Source organism: Streptomyces mirabilis, from assembly GCF_018310535.1.
Lineage (GTDB): Bacteria > Actinomycetota > Actinomycetes > Streptomycetales > Streptomycetaceae > Streptomyces.
Window position 1 is genome coordinate 6,930,809 of record NZ_CP074102.1, and the last position, 18,097, is coordinate 6,948,905.

At 71.8% G+C, this 18,097-nt stretch carries 20 protein-coding genes and 1 pseudogene; 12 read left to right on the forward strand and 9 right to left on the reverse strand.

Going from position 1 to position 18,097, the window contains the following annotated elements:
* The first annotated feature begins 200 nt into the window (after positions 1 to 200).
* The 3 genes from SMIR_RS30565 to SMIR_RS30575 are packed head-to-tail and all read left to right on the forward strand — an operon-like array spanning position 201 to position 2,799.
* A complete protein-coding gene (locus SMIR_RS30565; RefSeq protein ID WP_168490306.1) occupies positions 201 to 944 on the forward strand; it encodes an NUDIX hydrolase in 744 nt (247 codons plus the stop codon).
* Positions 941 to 1,966 carry an ADP-ribosylglycohydrolase family protein gene (locus tag SMIR_RS30570; RefSeq protein ID WP_168490305.1) on the forward strand — a complete coding sequence of 342 codons (1,026 nt, stop codon included), beginning with the start codon at positions 941 to 943 and terminating at the stop codon, positions 1,964 to 1,966. The genes SMIR_RS30565 and SMIR_RS30570 overlap by 4 nt, the downstream gene beginning before the upstream one ends.
* Positions 1,967 to 2,013: 47 nt before the next feature.
* Complete coding sequence (locus SMIR_RS30575) at positions 2,014 to 2,799, forward strand: nucleotidyltransferase domain-containing protein (protein WP_422664475.1); 786 nt, start codon at positions 2,014 to 2,016, stop codon at positions 2,797 to 2,799.
* Here SMIR_RS30575 and SMIR_RS30580 read toward each other — a convergent pair.
* The 4 genes and pseudogenes from SMIR_RS30580 to SMIR_RS30595 all read right to left on the reverse strand — a co-directional run.
* Positions 2,695 to 3,480 (reverse strand): annotated as a pseudogene (locus tag SMIR_RS30580) (nucleotidyltransferase domain-containing protein); the annotation flags it as partial. The gene SMIR_RS30575 and the pseudogene SMIR_RS30580 sit on opposite strands and share 105 nt — an antisense overlap.
* 19 nt (positions 3,481 to 3,499) lie before the next feature.
* Positions 3,500 to 3,931, reverse strand: a complete 432-nt coding sequence (locus SMIR_RS30585; protein ID WP_168490303.1) for a Rieske (2Fe-2S) protein — start codon at positions 3,929 to 3,931, stop codon at positions 3,500 to 3,502.
* Complete coding sequence (locus SMIR_RS30590; protein WP_168490302.1) at positions 3,928 to 4,512, reverse strand: DUF6529 family protein; 585 nt, start codon at positions 4,510 to 4,512, stop codon at positions 3,928 to 3,930. Before SMIR_RS30590 ends, SMIR_RS30585 begins: the two co-directional genes overlap by 4 nt.
* 76 nt (positions 4,513 to 4,588) lie before the next feature.
* Entirely contained in the window at positions 4,589 to 5,257 is a 669-nt protein-coding gene (locus SMIR_RS30595) for a hypothetical protein (RefSeq protein ID WP_168500937.1), read from the reverse strand.
* A 135-nt stretch (positions 5,258 to 5,392) separates the two neighbouring features.
* On the opposite strand from SMIR_RS30595, the gene SMIR_RS43715 reads away from it, so the two are divergent.
* The 6 genes from SMIR_RS43715 (at position 5,393) to der (ending at position 10,241) form a co-directional block, all read left to right on the forward strand.
* Complete coding sequence (locus tag SMIR_RS43715; RefSeq protein WP_282190386.1) at positions 5,393 to 5,509, forward strand: YidB family protein; 117 nt, start codon at positions 5,393 to 5,395, stop codon at positions 5,507 to 5,509.
* A 165-nt stretch (positions 5,510 to 5,674) separates the two neighbouring features.
* Complete coding sequence (aroH, locus tag SMIR_RS30600; protein WP_054234458.1) at positions 5,675 to 6,037, forward strand: chorismate mutase; 363 nt, start codon at positions 5,675 to 5,677, stop codon at positions 6,035 to 6,037.
* Positions 6,034 to 7,119, forward strand: a complete 1,086-nt coding sequence (locus tag SMIR_RS30605) for a prephenate dehydrogenase (RefSeq protein ID WP_168490301.1) — start codon at positions 6,034 to 6,036, stop codon at positions 7,117 to 7,119. Before aroH ends, SMIR_RS30605 begins: the two co-directional genes overlap by 4 nt.
* A 193-nt stretch (positions 7,120 to 7,312) precedes the next feature.
* Positions 7,313 to 8,008: a (d)CMP kinase gene (gene cmk, locus SMIR_RS30610; protein ID WP_168490300.1), complete on the forward strand. Its 696-nt coding sequence runs from the start codon at positions 7,313 to 7,315 to the stop codon at positions 8,006 to 8,008.
* Positions 7,966 to 8,679 carry a lysophospholipid acyltransferase family protein gene (locus SMIR_RS30615; RefSeq protein WP_168490299.1) on the forward strand — a complete coding sequence of 238 codons (714 nt, stop codon included), beginning with the start codon at positions 7,966 to 7,968 and terminating at the stop codon, positions 8,677 to 8,679. Before cmk ends, SMIR_RS30615 begins: the two co-directional genes overlap by 43 nt.
* 77 nt (positions 8,680 to 8,756) lie before the next feature.
* On the forward strand, positions 8,757 to 10,241 hold the full coding sequence (gene der, locus SMIR_RS30620) for a ribosome biogenesis GTPase Der (protein ID WP_168490298.1): 1,485 nt from the start codon (positions 8,757 to 8,759) through the stop codon (positions 10,239 to 10,241).
* Between the two features lie 63 nt (positions 10,242 to 10,304).
* Here der and SMIR_RS30625 read toward each other — a convergent pair whose 3' ends face one another.
* Both SMIR_RS30625 and SMIR_RS30630 read right to left on the reverse strand, forming a co-directional pair.
* Complete coding sequence (locus tag SMIR_RS30625) at positions 10,305 to 10,712, reverse strand: hypothetical protein (protein WP_168490297.1); 408 nt, start codon at positions 10,710 to 10,712, stop codon at positions 10,305 to 10,307.
* A 240-nt stretch (positions 10,713 to 10,952) separates the two neighbouring features.
* Positions 10,953 to 11,726 (reverse strand): DUF8842 C-terminal domain-containing protein, encoded by a 774-nt coding sequence (locus SMIR_RS30630; protein ID WP_099923453.1) that lies wholly within the window; start codon positions 11,724 to 11,726, stop codon positions 10,953 to 10,955.
* 539 nt (positions 11,727 to 12,265) lie between these two features.
* On the opposite strand from SMIR_RS30630, the gene SMIR_RS30635 reads away from it, so the two are divergent.
* Positions 12,266 to 12,982, forward strand: a complete 717-nt coding sequence (locus SMIR_RS30635) for a LysM peptidoglycan-binding domain-containing protein (protein ID WP_212727626.1) — start codon at positions 12,266 to 12,268, stop codon at positions 12,980 to 12,982.
* A 100-nt stretch (positions 12,983 to 13,082) separates the two neighbouring features.
* Entirely contained in the window at positions 13,083 to 13,556 is a 474-nt protein-coding gene (locus SMIR_RS44390) for a transglycosylase family protein (RefSeq protein ID WP_348774695.1), read from the forward strand.
* Here SMIR_RS44390 and SMIR_RS30645 read toward each other — a convergent pair.
* Genes SMIR_RS30645 through SMIR_RS30655 form a run of 3 tightly spaced genes read right to left on the reverse strand, consistent with a single transcriptional unit; the run spans position 13,553 to position 17,381 of the window.
* Positions 13,553 to 14,209: an ATP-binding cassette domain-containing protein gene (locus SMIR_RS30645; protein WP_168490295.1), complete on the reverse strand. Its 657-nt coding sequence runs from the start codon at positions 14,207 to 14,209 to the stop codon at positions 13,553 to 13,555. The two genes, SMIR_RS44390 and SMIR_RS30645, sit on opposite strands and share 4 nt — an antisense overlap.
* On the reverse strand, positions 14,206 to 16,887 hold the full coding sequence (locus SMIR_RS30650) for an ABC transporter permease subunit (RefSeq protein ID WP_212727627.1): 2,682 nt from the start codon (positions 16,885 to 16,887) through the stop codon (positions 14,206 to 14,208). Before SMIR_RS30650 ends, SMIR_RS30645 begins: the two co-directional genes overlap by 4 nt.
* Entirely contained in the window at positions 16,887 to 17,381 is a 495-nt protein-coding gene (locus SMIR_RS30655) for a hypothetical protein (protein ID WP_168490294.1), read from the reverse strand. The genes SMIR_RS30650 and SMIR_RS30655 overlap by 1 nt, the downstream gene beginning before the upstream one ends.
* Before the next feature lie 131 nt (positions 17,382 to 17,512).
* Here SMIR_RS30655 and SMIR_RS30660 point away from each other — a divergent pair, with 131 nt between their 5' ends.
* Positions 17,513 to 18,055, forward strand: a complete 543-nt coding sequence (locus tag SMIR_RS30660; protein ID WP_168490293.1) for an MTB12 C-terminal domain-containing protein — start codon at positions 17,513 to 17,515, stop codon at positions 18,053 to 18,055.
* Positions 18,056 to 18,097: the final 42 nt, after the last annotated feature.

Below are 18,097 nucleotides of genomic sequence, written 5' to 3' on the forward strand. Positions count from 1 at the left end.
CCCTCGGGGAGCGCGGCGGGCTCCGACACGCTCCAGGGGCCGCTGAGGGCTTCTGTCACGGATGTGCCGAGAACACGGATGTGCCGAGAACCGCGCCCGAGGTCTTGTGGGGGCGCGGTTCGGCTTTTTATAGTCGTACTGACTATTACTCGTGCCGGTCATGACCGGCTACGACTCGTGCGGAACCGGGGGCGGGTGACTTGCGCGCAAGGGGAGGTCTCGCCCCCGAGGGCTACGACAAGTACGCCTTCGAACCCTTCGCCGTCACCGTCGACCTCGCCGTCCTGACCGTCCGCGCGGGCGAACTCGAAGTGCTGCTCGTCGAACGGGGGCAGGAACCGTACGCCGGCCGCTGGGCACTGCCCGGCGGCTTCGTGCTGCCGAAGGAGTCCGCGGAGACGGCCGCCCGGCGTGAACTCGCCGAGGAGACCGGCATCCCGGACCTCTCCTGCCTCCATCTGGAACAGTTGCGGACCTACAGCGAACCCGACCGCGACCCGAGGATGCGGGTCGTCTCCGTCGCGTTCGCCGCACTGCTCCCCGACCCTCCCGAGCCGCACGGCGGCGGGGACGCGGTGCAGGCCCGGTGGGTGCCGTACGGCTCGGTCGGCCCGCTCGCCTTCGACCACGACCGCATCCTCGCCGACGCCCACGAACGCGTCGGCGCCAAGCTCGAGTACACCTGCCTGGCCACGTCCTTCTGCCCGCCCGAGTTCACCCTCGGGGAGCTGCAGCGGGTCTACGAGACGGTGTGGGGCGCCGTCCTCGACCGGCCCAACTTCCGGCGCAAGGTCCTCGCCACGCCCGGGTTCGTCGAACCGGTCCCGGGGGCCGCACGCCTCACCGGAGGCCGCGGCAAACCCGCCGCGCTCTACCGCGCGGGCGGCGCCACCGCCCTGCAGCCACCCCTGCTGCGTCCCCCTTCGGAAGGACGGCCCTCATGACCACCACCCCGACGCTCGCGAAGCACGCCGCCACCGGATCCCTGCTCGGCCTCGCCCTCGGCGACGCGCTGGGTTTCCCGACCGAGTTCAACGACGTCCCCTCGATCCTGGCCAAGTTCGGCCCCTGGCGGGAGATGAAGCTGCCGCGACCCGCGATCGTCACGGACGACACGCAGATGACGCTGGCGCTGGGGCGGGGACTGCGTACGGCGATGGACCGCGGCCTGCTCACACCGCTGCGGATGGAACGGCCCGTGCGCGAGGAGTTCGTGGACTGGTACCAGTCGCCCGACAACAACCGCGCGCCCGGCCGCACCTGCCTCGTGGCCTGCAACCTCCTGAAGACCGAGGACCGGCCCTGGCAGGAGGCCAGCCAGATCGACTCCAAGGGGTGCGGGGCCAACATGCGGGTGGCGCCGGTCGGGCTCGTACGGGGGCTCAGCGACGAACAGCGCTCGGGCGCCGCGCAGTTGCAGGCCGCGCTCACCCACGGCCATCCCACCGCGCTCGCCGCCTCGGACCTCACCGCCCACGCCGTGTGGCTCCTCGCCGGAGGCGCCGAGCCGACCGAACTGATCGGCCTCCTGCGCTCGTACGCCCAGGAGAACCGCGGCCGCTACCTCTCCCGCTGGCTCGGCGACCTGTGGACCCGCAGCCAGGACCCCACACCGGAGCACTTCATCGGACGCGGCTGGGACGAGTGCCTCGCGGTCCTCGACCGCCTTCAGGACGCCGTGCGTACCGCCTCGCCCGAGAGCGACCCGTGCCTGGCCACCGGCGCGGGCTGGATAGCCGAGGAGGCGCTCGCCACCGGACTGCTCTGCTTCCTGCAGTTCGTCGACGAGCCCGTCACCGCGCTGCGCCGCGCGGCCTGCACCTCGGGCGATTCCGACTCCATCGCCTGCCTGACGGGCGCGTTCGCCGGCGCCCACCACGGCTCCGACACCTGGCCGACGGAGTGGGCCGACCGCATCGAGTACCAGAGCGACCTCATGTCGCTGGGGGCGCTCTGGGATGCGTGAGAGATGCCTCTGGGATGCATGAGATACGGCTCTGGGATGCTTGAGTGATGATCGACGACGTCCTGGACATCGACCTCGCGGCCGTGGTGGCCGAGCAGCCCGACCCGGTGCTGTTCGCCACCGTCTCCGGGGCGCACCTGTACGGCTTCCCCTCGCGCGACTCGGACGTCGACCTCAGGGGCGTGCACCTGCTGTCGGCGGCCGAACTGGTCGGCCTGCGCGAGCCGGACGAGACCCGGTCGCGGATGTGGGACCGGGACGGTGTCGAGATGGACCTCGTCACCCACGACCTGCGCAAGTTCGTACGGCTGATGCTGCGGCGCAACGGCTATGTGCTGGAGCAGCTGCTCTCGCCACTGGTCGTGCACACCGGGGAGGCGCACAGCGAGCTGGTCTCGCTCGCCCCCGGAGTCCTCACCTCCCACCACGCCCATCACTACCGGGGCTTCGCGGCGACCCAGTGGCGGCTGTTCGAGAAGACCGGTGAACTCAAGCCGCTGCTCTACACGTTCCGGGTGCTGCTCACCGGTATCCATCTGATGCGCAGCGGCGAGGTGCAGCCCGATCTGCGCACGCTGGTCTCGGAGGTCGGGGAGGCTCCCGTGTATCTGCCCGACCTGATCGCGGCGAAGGCGGAGCGGGAGCACGGGGACGCGGACGTCGACCACGCGCGTGTGGCGGCCGACGTGGAGCGGCTGCACGGCGTGCTGGACGTGGCGCAGGACGCCTCAGCGCTGCCGGACGCCCCGTCCGCGTACGACGCCCTGCACGCGTTCGTCGTCCGGGTCCGGCTGGAGGGTCCGGGGAGCGTCGCAGTCCGCGCGGAGGGCTGAGGCGCGGCGGGTGCGCAGGAGGAAGTCCTCGACGCGGGCGTGGTCCGGTTCGGCGGGCAGCGGGCTGTGGGCGGCCGCGTCGTCCGCCTCGGCCGCCAGCCGGGTCATCCAGGCCTCGACCTCCGGCCACGGGACCTCGCCGCGCTTCACCGCGAGCAGCGCCTCGCGCCGTAGGCCGACGTCTATCGTCAGTGCGCCGGTGCGCAGCAGGTCACGGGAGCTCATGAGGAGGCGCAGGAGGTGCATGGCGTGCTTCCAGCGCGGGGCGCCGTGCTGCCGGACGTCGGCGTCCAGCTTCTTGCGCTGGCCCAGCGCGTAGCGGGCGAACGTGTCGTGTGCCCGGCGGGAGAGGAACGCCTCGCGCAGGGCGAGCAGTTCGCGACCCGTGTCGTCGACGTACTCGACGAGCGGGGAGTGCAGGCACTCCAGGATGTTCGGGTTGGCGCGCAGCGCGAGGGTGCAGAAGCGCTCCAGTTCCCAGCTGAACTGTTCCTCGGCCGGCCCCTCGACGTGCGTCGGAGGCTTTTCGAAGCGCCAGAAGAGCGGGGTCGGCGCGAGGAACACGCCCCGGCGGTCCGTGTCGCTGCCGTCCGTGGCCAGCCCGAAGGCGCGCGAGCCCATCACGCAGGAGTAGATCGTGTGGTCGCGCACCAGGGACACCTGGGTCTCGGCATGCATGTCCTGGAGCGTACGCGCCCGCTCACACCAGGAAGATCGATTTTCCCTTCACCGTGATCTTCTTCGCGGGCAGGGGACGCGGGGCCGGGCCGTGGACCACCGAGGCGTCGGTGATGCGGTACTTGCTGCCGTGGCAGGGGCAGTCGATGGTGCCGTCGGCGACCTTGTTCACCGTGCAGCCCTGGTGGGTGCAGATCGCCGAGAAGGCCTTGAACTCGCCCTTCTTCGGCTGGGTGACCACGACCTTCTCTTCCTTGAAGACCTTGCCGCCGCCGACCGGGATGTCACTCTTCTCGGCGAGTTCCTTGCCTGCTGAGGGTTTGGCGATCGGGGAGGTGGTCGCGGTCGGGGAGGATGCCGACGAGCTGTTGCTGTCGCCGTACTTGCTGCATCCCGCGAGCAGGAAGGCCGCGCCCGTCCCGAGCACCGTGCGCCGCGCCGGGGGGTTCGTCATGTCGTCACTCCGAACGTGCGGAAGAACCAGAGAGCCGACGTCAGCCAGATGGCCGTGAGGACGACGAAGACGAGTCCTCCGACCATGGGCAGCAGCCAGCCGGGCAGTCGCTCCGAGCGGAGCAGGAGCATTTTGGCACTAAATGCACCGAAGAAGAAGCAACCCAGGAGCGAGTGCCACATCACTCGCGGTTCGTACGTCTGATAGCCCAACGCATACAGGCAGTGCACCGCGACCGGCACCGCCACCAGGAACGCGATCCGCCCCGACCAGCGGTGCAGCGTCGGCGCCCAGCTCGGCCCGGGCAGCTTCCCGTAGACCATGAACGCCGAGACCAGCTGGACCAGCGCGAAGGCGAACGCCGTCGTCGCCAGCCACGACTTCACCGCGCCCGTGCTGCTGAACCCCGCGAGGTTGAAGGCGGTCCCCGCCGGGTGGTGCGACTTGCCATAGGCGCCGAGGCCGACCGCGACCGCCGCGGCGACCAGGGCGGGGACGAGATAGCGGGCCGCGCCCGGGCGGCGGTGGGCGGGCGGGGGAGAGGGGAAGCCCTGGGTGGCGGCGTTCGGATCCACGGTCATATCGGTTCCCGATCAGGAAAGGGCCAGGAAAGGGTTCACGAACGGGTCTTGGAGTGACGCGTCTTGGAGTGACAGGTCATGGAGTGACGGGCGAGGCGGTGAGTGTCTGTCCGTCGACCGTCACGGTGCCGGTCTCCGGGTCGATCGTCGGCGCCGCCGCGGGCTTGCCGTCACGGTCGAGAATGCCGACCTGCTTGCCGCCGGGCAGCACGATCCAGCCGCCGTCGAGCTTGGCGCCGCGCACCGTGGCGGTCGCGCGGTAGAGCCCGGACGGCTTGACCGCCTTGTCGGCGGTGAACGCGTAGCGCTGCCCGCCGAGGTCGACGGTGCCGCGGATGCTTCTGCCGTCCTTGAGCGTGCCGTTCAGTTCGGCGCCGTGCTTGCCGGTGAGCTTCATGGTGCCGTCGTCCTTGACATCGCCCTTCAGCCACGACTCCTTGCTGCGGCCGTCGCAGAAGTACGCGATCGCCTTGCCGCCCCGCAGGGAGACGGAGACCGCGGAGGAGTCGTCGTCGGTGCGGCCCGCGTAGTCGGCGTTCGGTGGCGCGCTCCTCGAAGGGGGCGGGGGGCTCGACGGCGGCGACGTACTCGTGGGCGGCGGGCTCGCCTGTGGCGTGGCGCTGGGTGAGGCCTCTTGGTACGACGAGGACGCGTTCTTCGTCCCCGCCGTCGCGTTGAGCGTCAGCATGAACACGGCGAGCAGGAGCCCCGCCAGAAGGGTGAGCAGCGGTCCTGGGCGTTTCATACGGGCCATGCGGGCCTCCCCCGAGGCGAGTCTCCTGCCATGAGAGCGGACCCGTGCCCCGGCGTCCAGAGGCGCACGGGTGTGTTCTCACTACAAGTAGCGGAATAGGGCGATTCAAGTGACATTGGCGGAGACCTGGGCGGCCTGCTGGACATGCTCACCAGGTCCGGCCTGATCGACCAGGCCCAGTCGTGGATCGGCACGGGAGAGAACAAGCCCGTCAGCGGCCTCGACAAGCAGCAGTCGCTCTGAGTCGCTCCGAGACGTGCTCCTTTTCGTGTGCGGCGGCCGTCTCGTCAGGCGGGCGCCGCACACTCGCGGGTTGCGGCCTGACTACGCTGGTGTGACAAGGCGAGACACGACGACATACGACGAGATACGACCAGTACGTAGCTCGGCTCAGCGAGGAGTGACATCGTGGCGGTACGAGCGGTCCGGGGCGCCGTCCAACTGGAACGGGACGAGGCCGGCCACATGGACGAGCAGGTCAGCGAGCTGCTTACCGCTGTCCTGGAGCGGAACGGTCTCACCACCGACGACCTCATCAGCATCTGGTTCACCGCGACGCCCGATCTGCACAGCGACTTCCCGGCCGCCGCCGCCCGCAAGCTCGGCATCGTCGACGTGCCGCTGATCTGCGCGCAGGAGCTGGACATCGAGGGCGCGATGCCCCGGGTCGTACGGGTCCTCGCGCACATCGAGTCCGACAAGCCCCGCGCCGACATCGCGCACGTCTACCTGGGCGCCGCGGGCGCGCTGCGCAAGGACATCGCCCAGTGAGAACCGCGCTCGTCATCGGAACCGGGCTGATCGGTACGTCGGCGGCCCTCGCGCTCTCCCAGCGGGGCGTCGTCGTCCACCTCACCGACCACGACCCGGAGCAGGCCCGTACGGCGGCCGCGCTCGGCGCCGGCACCGACGAGGCGCCCGGCGGGCCCGTGGACCTCGCGATCGTGGCGGCCCCGCCGGCGCACGTGGCGGCGACGCTCGCGGACGCCATGCGGCGTGGGGTCGCGCGCGGCTACCTCGACGTGGCGAGCGTCAAGGGCGGACCGCGCCGCGAGCTGGAGGCGCTCGGCCTCGACCTCTCCGCGTACATCGGTTCGCACCCCATGTCGGGCCGTGAGAAGTCGGGCCCGCTGGCCGCGACGGGCGACCTCTTCGAAGGCCGCCCCTGGGTTCTCACCCCCACTCGGGACACGGACACCGAGGTCCTGAACCTCGCCCTCGAGCTGGTGTCGCACTGCCGTGCCGTCCCGGTCGTCATGGACGCCGACGCCCATGACCGCGCGGTCGCGCTCGTCTCCCACATGCCGCACCTGGTGTCCAGCATGGTCGCCGCGCGCCTGGAGAACGCGGAGGAGGCGGCGGTACGGCTGTGCGGGCAGGGCATCCGTGACGTGACCCGGATCGCGGCCTCCGACCCCCGGATGTGGATCGACATCCTCTCCGCGAACCCGGGCCCGGTCGCCGACCTCCTCACGGACGTCTCCGCCGACCTCGACGAGACCGTCCAGGCCCTGCGCGCCCTCCAGTCCTCCGACGACGCCAAGCGGCGCGAGGGCGTGAGCGGCATCGAGGACGTCCTGCGCCGCGGCAACGCGGGCCAGGTCCGCGTCCCCGGCAAGCACGGTGCCGCGCCGCTGACGTACGAGACGGTGGCCGTCCTCATCGACGACCAGCCCGGCCAGCTGGCCCGCATCTTCGCCGACGCGGGGGCCGCCGGAGTCAACATCGAGGACGTACGCATCGAGCACGCGACCGGACAGCAGGCCGGCCTCGTCCAGCTGATGGTGGAGCCGAAGGCGGCACCGGTGCTGAGCACGGCACTACGGGAACGGGGCTGGGCGCTGCGGCAGTAGGCCGTCGTGAGGCCCCGCTGTGGCAGTAGGGCCGGCGTCCGGGGCGGGGGGCCTGTGTGGTGGGCCGTGGTGCGGTGGGTGATCGGCCCCGGGAAGGGCCAGTAATGCGGGGTCCGGGAAGCCAGTAACCTTGTGCGGGGCGCGATCGTGCCCCGCACAGACCTCCACCCCGCACCAGGAAGGTGTTCCCACCGTGGAAAACGGCGCCGCCCGGCCCGCCCCGGCAGTGATTGTCGCCATCGACGGCCCCTCCGGCACGGGCAAGTCGAGCACCTCCAAGGCCGTGGCCGCGCAGCTGGGCCTCAGCTACCTGGACACGGGCGCGCAGTACCGGGCGATCACCTGGTGGATGGTGACCAACGGCATCGACATCACGGACCCGACCGCGATCGCCGCCGTGGCCGGAAAGCCGGAGATCATCTCCGGGACCGACCCGTCCGCGCCGGCCATCACGGTCGACGGGACCGACGTCGCGGGCCCGATCCGCACCCAGGAGGTCACCTCCAAGGTCAGCGCGGTCAGCGCGGTGCCCGAGGTGCGCGCCCATATCACCGAGCTGCAGCGTTCGATCGCGGCCGCCGCCGAGCTGGGCATAGTCGTCGAGGGACGCGACATCGGCACCACCGTGCTGCCGGACGCCGATCTGAAGATCTTCCTCACCGCCTCCCCGGAGGCGCGTGCCTCCCGCCGCAGCGGTGAGCTGAAGGGCGCGGACGTCAACAGCACCCGCGAGGCCCTGCTCAAGCGGGACGCCGCCGACTCCAGCCGTAAGACCTCCCCCCTCGCCAAGGCGGACGACGCGGTCGAGGTGGACACCTCCGATCTCACGCTCCAGCAGGTCATCGAGTGCGTCGTCACCCTCGTCGAGGAGAAGCGGGCCGCCAAGTGACCGCAACCTCCGAGAGAGGAGCCGAGGTAGGGCGCCGTATCGGCGTCGGCCTGATGTACGGGCTGTGGAAGCCGCGCGTGCTCGGCGCCTGGAAGGTCCCCGCGACCGGCCCGGCGATCCTGGCCGTGAACCACTCGCACAACATCGACGGCCCGATGGTCATGGGCGTGGCGCCCCGCCCCACCCACTTCCTGATCAAGAAGGAAGCGTTCATCGGCCCGCTCGACCCCTTCCTGCTCGCCATCGGCCAGCTGAAGGTGGACCGTGAGACCACCGATCGCACCGCCATCACCGACGCTCTCGGAGTCCTGTCGTCCGGTGGCGTGCTCGGGATCTTCCCGGAGGGCACCCGCGGCGACGGCGACTTCGCCTCGCTGCGTGCCGGACTCGCGTACTTCGCGGTGCGCTCCGGCGCGCCGGTCGTCCCGGTGGCGGTCCTGGGAAGTTCCGAGAAGAGCAGCCGGTTGACAAAGGCGCTGCCCCCGCTGCGCAGCCGGGTCGACGTCGTCTTCGGAGACCCCTTCGAGGCGGGCGACGGCAGCGGACGGCGTACCCGCAAGGCGCTGGACGAGGCGACCGCCCGCATCCAGAAGCAGCTGAGCGCCCACCTGGACCACGCCAGGCGTCTGACCGGACGCCCGGAAAACGCCGGGCGCCCCACCGGGCACTAGGCGACACTTGAGTAGTGGATCACCCGATATGCGGGCGGTCCACCGATCACCACGATGAACGACGAGGTACGGACTTCATGAACGACCACATCCAGCCCGACGGCTCGGCCGGCCCGGCCGAGCACGAGCACGGGGCGCTTGGCGATGCCGAGTACGCGGAGTTCATGGAGCTCGCCGCGGAAGAGGGCTTCGACATCGAGGACGTCGAGGGCGCGATCGAGGAGGCGGGCCACGGCCCGCTGCCCGTTCTCGCCGTCGTCGGCCGGCCCAATGTCGGCAAGTCGACCCTGGTGAACCGGATCATCGGCCGCCGTGAGGCGGTCGTCGAGGACAAGCCCGGCGTCACCCGCGACCGCGTCACCTACGAGGCCGAGTGGGCGGGCCGCCGCTTCAAGCTCGTCGACACCGGTGGCTGGGAGCAGGACGTCCTCGGCATCGACGCGTCCGTGGCCGCGCAGGCCGAGTACGCGATCGAGGCGGCCGACGCGGTCGTCTTCGTCGTCGACGCCAAGGTCGGCGCGACCGACACCGACGAGGCGGTCGTCCGCCTGCTGCGCAAGGCCGGCAAGCCCGTCGTGCTGTGCGCCAACAAGGTCGACGGCCCGAGCGGCGAGGCCGACGCCTCGTACCTCTGGTCCCTCGGTCTCGGCGAGCCGCACCCCGTCTCCGCGCTGCACGGCCGTGGCACCGGCGACATGCTGGACGCCGTCCTTGAGGCCCTGCCCGAGGCCCCGGCGCAGACCTTCGGCGTCGCGGTGGGCGGCCCCCGCCGTATCGCCCTCATCGGCCGCCCGAACGTCGGCAAGTCCTCGCTCCTGAACAAGGTGGCCAACGAGGACCGCGTGGTCGTCAACGAGATCGCGGGCACCACCCGTGACCCGGTCGACGAGCTGATCGAACTCGGCGGTGTCACCTGGAAGTTCGTCGACACGGCGGGCATCCGCAAGCGCGTCCACCTTCAGCAGGGCGCGGACTACTACGCCTCGCTGCGTACGGCCGCCGCCGTCGAGAAGGCCGAGGTCGCGGTCATCCTGATCGACGCGTCCGAGACCATCTCCGTACAGGACCAGCGCATCGTGACGATGGCCGTCGAGGCGGGCCGCGCGATCGTCCTCGCCTTCAACAAGTGGGACACCCTCGACGAGGAGCGCCGCTACTACCTGGAGCGGGAGATCGAGACCGAGCTTCTCCAGGTGGCGTGGGCGCCCCGGGTGAACGTCTCGGCGCGCACCGGACGGCACATGGAGAAGCTCGTCCCCGCGATCGAGGCGGCCCTGGACGGCTGGGAGACCCGTGTCCCGACCGGCCGTCTGAACGCCTTCCTCGGCGAGCTCGTCGCCGCCCACCCGCACCCGGTCCGCGGCGGCAAGCAGCCCCGCATCCTCTTCGGTACGCAGGCCGGCACCAAGCCTCCGCGGTTCGTGCTCTTCGCCTCCGGCTTCATCGAGCACGGCTACCGGCGCTTCATCGAGCGCCGACTGCGCGAGGAGTTCGGCTTCGAGGGGACGCCGATCCACATCTCCGTACGGGTGCGCGAGAAGCGCGGCACCAAGAAGAAGTGACGTAGCGACAGGTGAGGGGCGGCTCCCATGGGAGCCGCCCCTCACCTGTTCAACTGTTTCTGCTCACAGCCCCCTGCGGGGCGCGGGTGGCAGCGCGGCCGGGATGTGGTGCAGTCCCGTACCGTGCTGGCGCGCCACCGGCTGCCAGACGCCGGTCGTCGACGCGCCTTGACCTTGCTGAGAGCCGCCGTTGCGCGCGGAGTACGCCCCCGCGCTGTAGGAGCTGTACGACGAGGGGTACGAGGATCCGCCGTACGCGCTGGAACCCTGTGTCAGGATCCCGAAGGCCGTGAAGCCGAGCTGGTCCTCGCCGTGGCGGTCGCCGGGCAGGGCCTTGAACGATCTGACCCACTCGGCGTAGAGCGCGTCATAGATCGGCGTGGCCGATGGGCCACGCGGAGGATCCTGAGCCGATCGCGCGGCCGGGATCTGCTGGAAGGGCTGGCGGCGGGGGGCGTCGTAGGTGTGCACGTATGTGCCAACGACCCCACAGCCCAACAGATGCGGTCACACCTTTGCTTCAGCCCGCCCCGTCAGAGGCGCAAGCCCCTTAGGGGCGCGGGGAACTGCGCGCTCAGCCACATACGACCCGCAGCCGACAACGCACGCGCAGCCCCCTTCTTCCAGGGGCGCGGGGAACTGCGCGACCAGCCACACACGACCCGCAGCCGACAACGCACCCGCGCAGCCCGGCTCAACCCAGTGGAACGCTCACGTTCCGGCGAGCGGCATCGCGGCAGCCACCAACTTCCCGTTCGCCGCCGCCTTGTCCAGCGCGTCCCGCAGCAGATCCTCCCGCGGCTGCCGCCCGATCGACCCGACCGGCGCCGCGAACAGCAGCACCTGCTGGTGCTTGTTGGCGGCGGCCCGCCAGCTCTCGGCGACCTGGAGCGCCTGGTGCGCCTGCCACCAGGCGACGGGCGACCCGCCCCCGGTGCCCGGCTGGAGCACGGCGTGCAACTGCCCCATGGCGAGCAGCACGGACCACCCGTGCAGCACCGGCGGCACCGAGCTCAGCTCGGTCACCGGCATGAACCCCTGTTCGATGAGGAGCGGCAGGAAGTCGTCACCGATGTCCGTCGAGCCGGGCCGCACGATGGGCCCCGTCGGCTCGACGACGAGCGCGGGGTGCAACTCGCCACTGATCAGGATGAGTCCGCTGGTCACGCCGAGCACGGCCTGCTCGGGCGCGGCCTGGGCGGGCACGCCGTCGGGGTTGATCGAGCGGACGGCGCCCTGGAGTTGCTCCTCGGTGACCTGGACGACCTGTGAGGGCAGACAGGTGGCGTGGGCGAAGGCGAGGACGGCGGTCTCGTCGCCGATGAACAGGACGGTGCTGGTGCGCTCCTGTTCCGAGTCGCCCGGGGTGCGGCAGGACGTGCAGTCGTAACTGCCCGGGGCGTTCTCTCCGGCGAGCAGCCGGTCGGCTTCTTCGTCGCCGATCTCGGCGCGTACGTCGTCGCTGACGTCGAGCATGCGCGGCACGGGTGGCTCCTCGGGATGCGGTACGTGGCGATGCCGGGTGGCTCCCGGCCCATGAATCCGGGGGTCCCGGCTCATGAAGATGACAACGGGCGATCTGTGGCCGGAGTCACGCCCGGGAGCGAACGGAATCGAACCATCCGACGCGCAGGGTGATCCCTCGTGCGGAATCTGTTACTCCGAGCCAACTTCGTGTGCGTTCAAGGAAGTTGGTTCCGTGAAGTGGGTCACAGGTCACTTGAGCGGCTGGTCGACAAATCCTGAAATCAGCCTATGAAGTGGGTGGCCGAAAATCGCCGATACCCGCGGTAACTGTGAACTGGCCTCGAATGACATGGAGTTGGTTGATATCGGGGCGACCACCTCCATAGATTTCTCGGCCGTGTGCACAGAGCACCGCTCGGGTACGTCCGCCGGCCGAACCGTACGACTGGTTCGCAGCACCACCTCCGGCGGACGGGGCGGAGCACGACGACCGCGTCCTACACGCAGGAAGTCGCGCCCCGCCTTGGGGGATCCCGGGTGTTTCGAGAGGGAACTACATGTCCGCATGTGCCGATAACACTCGTAAGGTTCGTACGACGCGTACGACGGCGGTCCTCGCCGGGGCGGCTCTGCTCGCCCCGCTCGGACTGCTCGCCGCGACCGGCAACGCCGCCGCGGCCGACAGCGGAGTGTGGGACCGCATCGCCAAGTGCGAGAGCGGCGGAAACTGGCACATCAACACCGGCAACGGCTACTACGGAGGACTTCAGTTCTCCGCCGGCACCTGGCGGGCGTACGGCGGTTCGGCCTATGCGTCGACCGCCGACAAGGCCTCCAAGGCCGCCCAGATAGCCGTTGCCACCAAGGTCCAGAACGCACAGGGATGGGGCGCCTGGCCCACCTGTTCGGCGCGGGCCGGAGCGTACGGCAACGCACCCGCGTCCTCGGGCGCCGCGTCGTCCGGAGGGTCGGCCACCACGAAGTCGGCCCCCAAGGCGGCACCCAGGTCGACGTCGAAGTCGGCCTCCAAGTCGGCTCCCACCGAGTCGACGACCAAGTCGGCCCCCGCACAGGCGTCCGAGGCCCCGGCGCGCGCATCCGGCCACACGAACCGCGCGGCGTCCCGCGGCGACTACACCGTCCGCGGCGGCGACACCCTGAGCGGCATCGCGGAGCGGCACGGAACGACCTGGCGGAAGATCTACGCCGCCAACCGGGCGGTCATCGGCGGTGACCCCGACCTGATCATGCCCGGCCAGCGGCTCGACCTCTGAGCCCCGGCTCCATCCCGCCGCCCCACCCCGGTCCTCCGACCGGGTGGGGCCCCGGGCGCGGCGGGGCGGACGCGCCCGGTGTGCTGTTTAGCGTGACCCGATGCACCTCTATCCGACGCCGTCGCCCCTGTTGAACAAGCGCATGCGGTACGTGGCCGCGACCGTCGTCGCCGCCACCCTGGCCGTCCTCGTTCCCGAGAGGGCGGCCGTCGCGTCCCCGTCCCCGTTGTCCCCGTTGTCCCCGTTCTCCGGCCGGCCGGCGGGGCGGGTGTCGTACAACTGTGCTCGGGACCACTGGCCCTGGGGCTGCCTCGCCAAGTGCGAGAGCGGCGGGCGCTGGCACGCGAACACCGGAAACCACCACTACGGAGGACTGCAGTTCAGGCAGGCCACCTGGGTGGCGTTCGGCGGCCTGGCGTATGCCCCGCGTGCGGACCTGGCCCGGCGGAAGGAGCAGATCAAGGTCGCCAAGCGGGTGGTGCACACCCAGGGGTGGGGCGCCTGGCCCGTCTGTGCCAAGAGGTACAAACTCCGGAACCACACACGTGTGATGAACCCCGGTCGGACGTTCTAGGTCTCCCGGCGCCGCACTTCGGCCGCCTCTCCGCTGAACGCGACCGAGCCCCGGCTCAGTTCATGGACGTAGGTCGTCCGGCCCGTCCGTTCGCGCAGACCGGGCGGCAGCCGCTGCTCGGCGACCACCACGCACGCGTCGAGGCCGCCGAGAAGTTCGTACGTGCGGGCCGCGACCGCCGGTGACATGCCCTGCGCGGGCTCGTCGACGAGCACCACGCGCGCGCGTGCCAGCAGGGCGCGGGAGAGGGCGAGCATGCGTTGCTCGCCCCCGGAGAGGGTGCCGGCGCGGCGCGGGAGAAGAGGCTCCAACTGCGGGTACGCGTCGAGGACGGGAGTGAAGTCGGGCGCGGCCAGCACCAGGTGCTCGCGAACCGTGAGCGAGCCGAAGACGGCCCGGCGCTCCGGGACCAGGCACAACCCGCGCCGGGCCCGTTCGAAGGCGGCCAGCCGGGTCACGTCCACCCCGTCCCAGAGGACTGTGCCGTCGGACAGCGGCACGGTTCCCGCGAGGGCGCGCAGGGCGGTCGTACGGCCCGAGCCGTTGCGGCCGAGCAGCACGGTGAGGCCGGGGCCGGGCGCGACCAGGGTCACGCCGTGCAGGGCCTCCAGGGGGCCGTAGCGCACGCGCGCGTGGCGCAGCGAGATGTTCATCCGCGTCCCCGCTCCAGTACGTGGCGGGCGGGGCCGGAGGTGACGACGCGTCCGGCGGCCATGACATGGACGACGTCGGCGAGGTCGGCGACCAGATCGAGGTCGTGCTCGACGACCAGCAGGGCCGTGCCGTCCGCGGCGAGTGCCCGCAGTATCCGGGCCAGCGAGGTCACTTCGGCGGTGTCCAGGCCCGCGGCGGGCTCGTCGAGCAGCAGCACGTGCGGACTTCCGGCGAGGGCCCGCGCCAGCTCGACGCGTCTGAGCGTCCCGGTCGGCAGGCCCTCGGCGGGCAGCGCGCGGACCGAGCCGTCGAGCCCGAACAGCCGCAACGCTCGTTCCGCCGCGGCGGGATCGACGATCCGGCCCTGCTCCGCCCCCACCTGCACGTTCTCGGCCACCGCCAACGAGGGGAAGACGGCCAGCTGCTGGAAGGTCCGCGCGATGCCCAGCCGGGTCCGGGCGTGCGCGGCGAGCCGGGTGATGTCCTGCTCGCCGAACAGCACCCGGCCGTGCGACGGGCGCAGCGTGCCGGCGAGGCAGTGGAACAGGGTGCTTTTGCCGGCCCCGTTGGGCCCCACGACAGCGGTGACCCACCCGGGCCGGACCTCGAGATCGACCCCGTCGAGCGCGGTGAAACCGTCGTAGGCGACCCGTATACCTCGGGCGAGCAGAGATCCGGGGGCCGGCACGGCAGGAGCATGCGGGGTGTCCGCCCGGCGGGATGCTGCGCCCCGCCGGGGTGTGGCGGGTTCCGGGCCGGCACCGTCCGGCCGTTCGTCGGCGGGCGGTTGGTCGGCGGGCGGTTGGGTGGGCCCCGTCTCCACCGACCGCAGTCGTCGCCGCACCCGCGCCCCCAGCGGGGTCGGCGTCGCCCGGCGGCGTGGCCGGAGCCGGGACGTCGCCGTGCGCAGGGCCTCGTACGGGCCACCGGGGAACCGGCCGACGAGTACCGCGAGCACCCCGATCAGTGCCGCGGCGACCCCGCCGCGCGCCCCCGCGTCGAGCCCCACCAGCAACGCCGCCGCGGCCAGCGCGCCGAGGGCGCTGTCGGCGCCGAGGACCACGACCGCCGCGAACCAGAGCAGCCCACGCACCGGGTCGTACGCCGTCGCGTCGAAGGCGCGCAGACCCATGCCGAGCATCCCCCCACCCAGCGCGGCCAGGGCGGCGCCCGCGACGAAGGCCGTCAGCTTCAGCGAAGGGACCCGTACGCCCGCCGCCGAGGCGCCCGACGCGTGGTCGCGCATCGCGGCCAGGGCGCGGCCCGTACGGCCCCGGCGCAGCGCCCCCGTCGCCAGCAACGCGGTCGCCAGCAGCCCCAGTTCGAGCACGTAGTACGCGCGGTCGCCGTCGAAGCCCGCCGGGCGGTCCAGGGACAGCCCCGAAGTCGCGTAGGGCTGGGCGAAGACGAAACGGCTGACGCCCACCCCCACGGCGAACGTCGCCAGGGCCAGCGCCAGGCCGTGGCGGCTGATCGCCGGCCAGCCGGTCAGGACCCCGAGCGGGGCGACCAGCACCACCGCCACCGCCAGCGCGGCCAGTTCGGGCAGACGGGGCAGGCCGGGGAAGCGGCCGGCGGCCAGCAGTGCGGTGAAGAGCGCGCCCAGACCCGCGTACGCCGCCTGCCCGAGGGAGATCTGACCGCCGCGGCCGGTCACCACGACCAGGGACAGGAGCACCACACCCAGCGCGGGCACCTGCACCGACGTGTGCAGGTCCGAGCCCGCGAGGCCGAGCGGCAGCAGGAACAGGACGACCGCGACGATCCACGCGCCCGGGGGCGTCGCCGCCCGGGTCGTCGCCGTACGCGGCAGGGCGTCCCGGTCGCCGATCCCCGGCAGGACGAGCGCCGCGACCAACAGGGCCACCACGAACAGGTTCGCGCCCACCGCCTGGAGCAGCGGCTCCGCCCAGCCCGCCGGATGCAGCCGCGTCAGCTGACTCTGCGCGACCCCGAGACCCAGCGCCACCACGACGGCCACCGGGAGGCTGCGCATCCGGGCGGCGACGGCCACCGCCATCACCTCCATGACGAGCAACGGCATGCCGTACGGATCGAGTCGTACGTACGGCGCCAGGAGCACGCCCGTCAGGCCCGCCGTGAAGGAGCCGAACGCCCAGCCCGCGGCGGCCACCCGGTCCGCGTCGATGCCGCCGAGCACGGCGAGCGAGCGGTCGTCGACGACAGCCCGCAGTTCCGTGCCGAAGCGCGTCCAGCGCGTCACGCCCCCCACCCCGACCGCCAGTGCGAGGGCGACCGCCAACTGCCCCCACGGGTCCGCCGACACCAGCGTCGGCGCGTCCGCGCGCGCCCCGGTGCCCCACACCAGCGCGGCCCCGCCGACCAGCAGCACGAAGACGCCGAGAGACGCGACCAGCGTCTGCGCCGGGTCGCCGCCGAGGACGGACAGGGGGCGGAAGACGAACCGTTCCAGGGTCACGCCGATCGCGGGGGCCACCAGCAGCAGCGTCACCGCGGCACCGAGCGCGAGCGGCCAGCCCCACACCACCGTGAACTGCCGCAGCAGATACGCGCACACCATCGCGATCGCGCCGTGCGCGAAGTTCAGCACCCCGGTCGCCCGGTGGGTGACGACCAGTCCGATCCCGGTGAGCGCCGCCGCGCCGCCGACCGAGAGCCCGGCCAGCGTGAGGTCGTAGGTCAGAGAGCCGCTCATCACCGCTCCGGCGCGGGCGCACGCTCGGCCGCGGGCGGCTCACAGATCGGGCACGGGCCCAGCTCCCCGCTCGCCAGCACCCGCGAGTCCACCGGCACGGCGGCCGGCTTCCCCGCGACCAGCGGGCAGTCCGCGCGGTGCCACAGCGTGCCCCCGGGGACCATCAGCAGTTCCCCGCTGACGGCGAGGGGCGCCACGGCGGCCTGTTCGGACCGCTCCGGGTCGGCGGGCTCCGTCGCCACCAGCAGTCCGTACAACTCCTCGACGCGCGCCGCCGCCAGGGCGTTCCTGCCGTGCGTGAGCAGCACCGCGCCCGCGACGATGAGCGCGGCCCCGGGAATCGTGCAGGACGCCAGGTAGGGCAACTGCCGTTCCGCGTACCGCTCGCCCGAGACGCCGTACCAGCCGATGACGCACAGCACCGCCCCGGCGGCGAGCGCGGCGCACCCGGCCCACAGGACGGGGTGCACGGTCCGCAGTCGAGGTGTCCGCATCCTGGCTCCCAGACGTCGTGTGGCTGTCTGTCTTCCAAGTCCGCCAATGGACTTGCACTATGCCTTCTGGAAGCTGACCCTGAAAGCTCCGGGCGCGGTCGGCCCGGACCGACACCCGGTGGTGAGCCAGCATGGTTCTCGGGAGCGACCTCAGGCGGGACAACGGCCGGGGGGTGGCGGCGCTGGTCGTGCTCGTCCTCGCCGGGGCCCTCACGGCGTGCGGCGACAGCAGCGGCGGCGGGAGTTCGACCCCTCCGCCCGCCCCCACCGTGGAGCGGCCCAGCAGCGCGTCGCCCAGCCCGACCGGCCCGGACGACCCGGCGGCGGCCGAGAACCAGGTCAGGCGGAACTGGGAGAAGTTCTTCTCCCCGTCCGTCCCCGTCAAGGACAAACTGAACTACCTGGAGAACGGCGACAGGATGGCCGCGGTCGTCCAGGGCTTCAGCGGCGACAAGCGTGGTCAGCAGGTCGCGGCCCAGGTCCAGAAGGTCGTGTTCACCGCGCCGGCCGAGGCCGAGGTGACGTACGCGTTGACCCTGAAGGGCGCGACCGCCCTGCCGAACGCCTCCGGGACGGCCGTCTACGAGAACGGCACCTGGAAGGTCTCCGACAACACCCTCTGCGCACTGGTCGCGCTGAGCGGCGACGGATCCGCGACCCCGGCCGGCTGCTGACCCGCCGTGCGCCCCAAGGGTGTTGCCGAAGGAGTCCTCGCC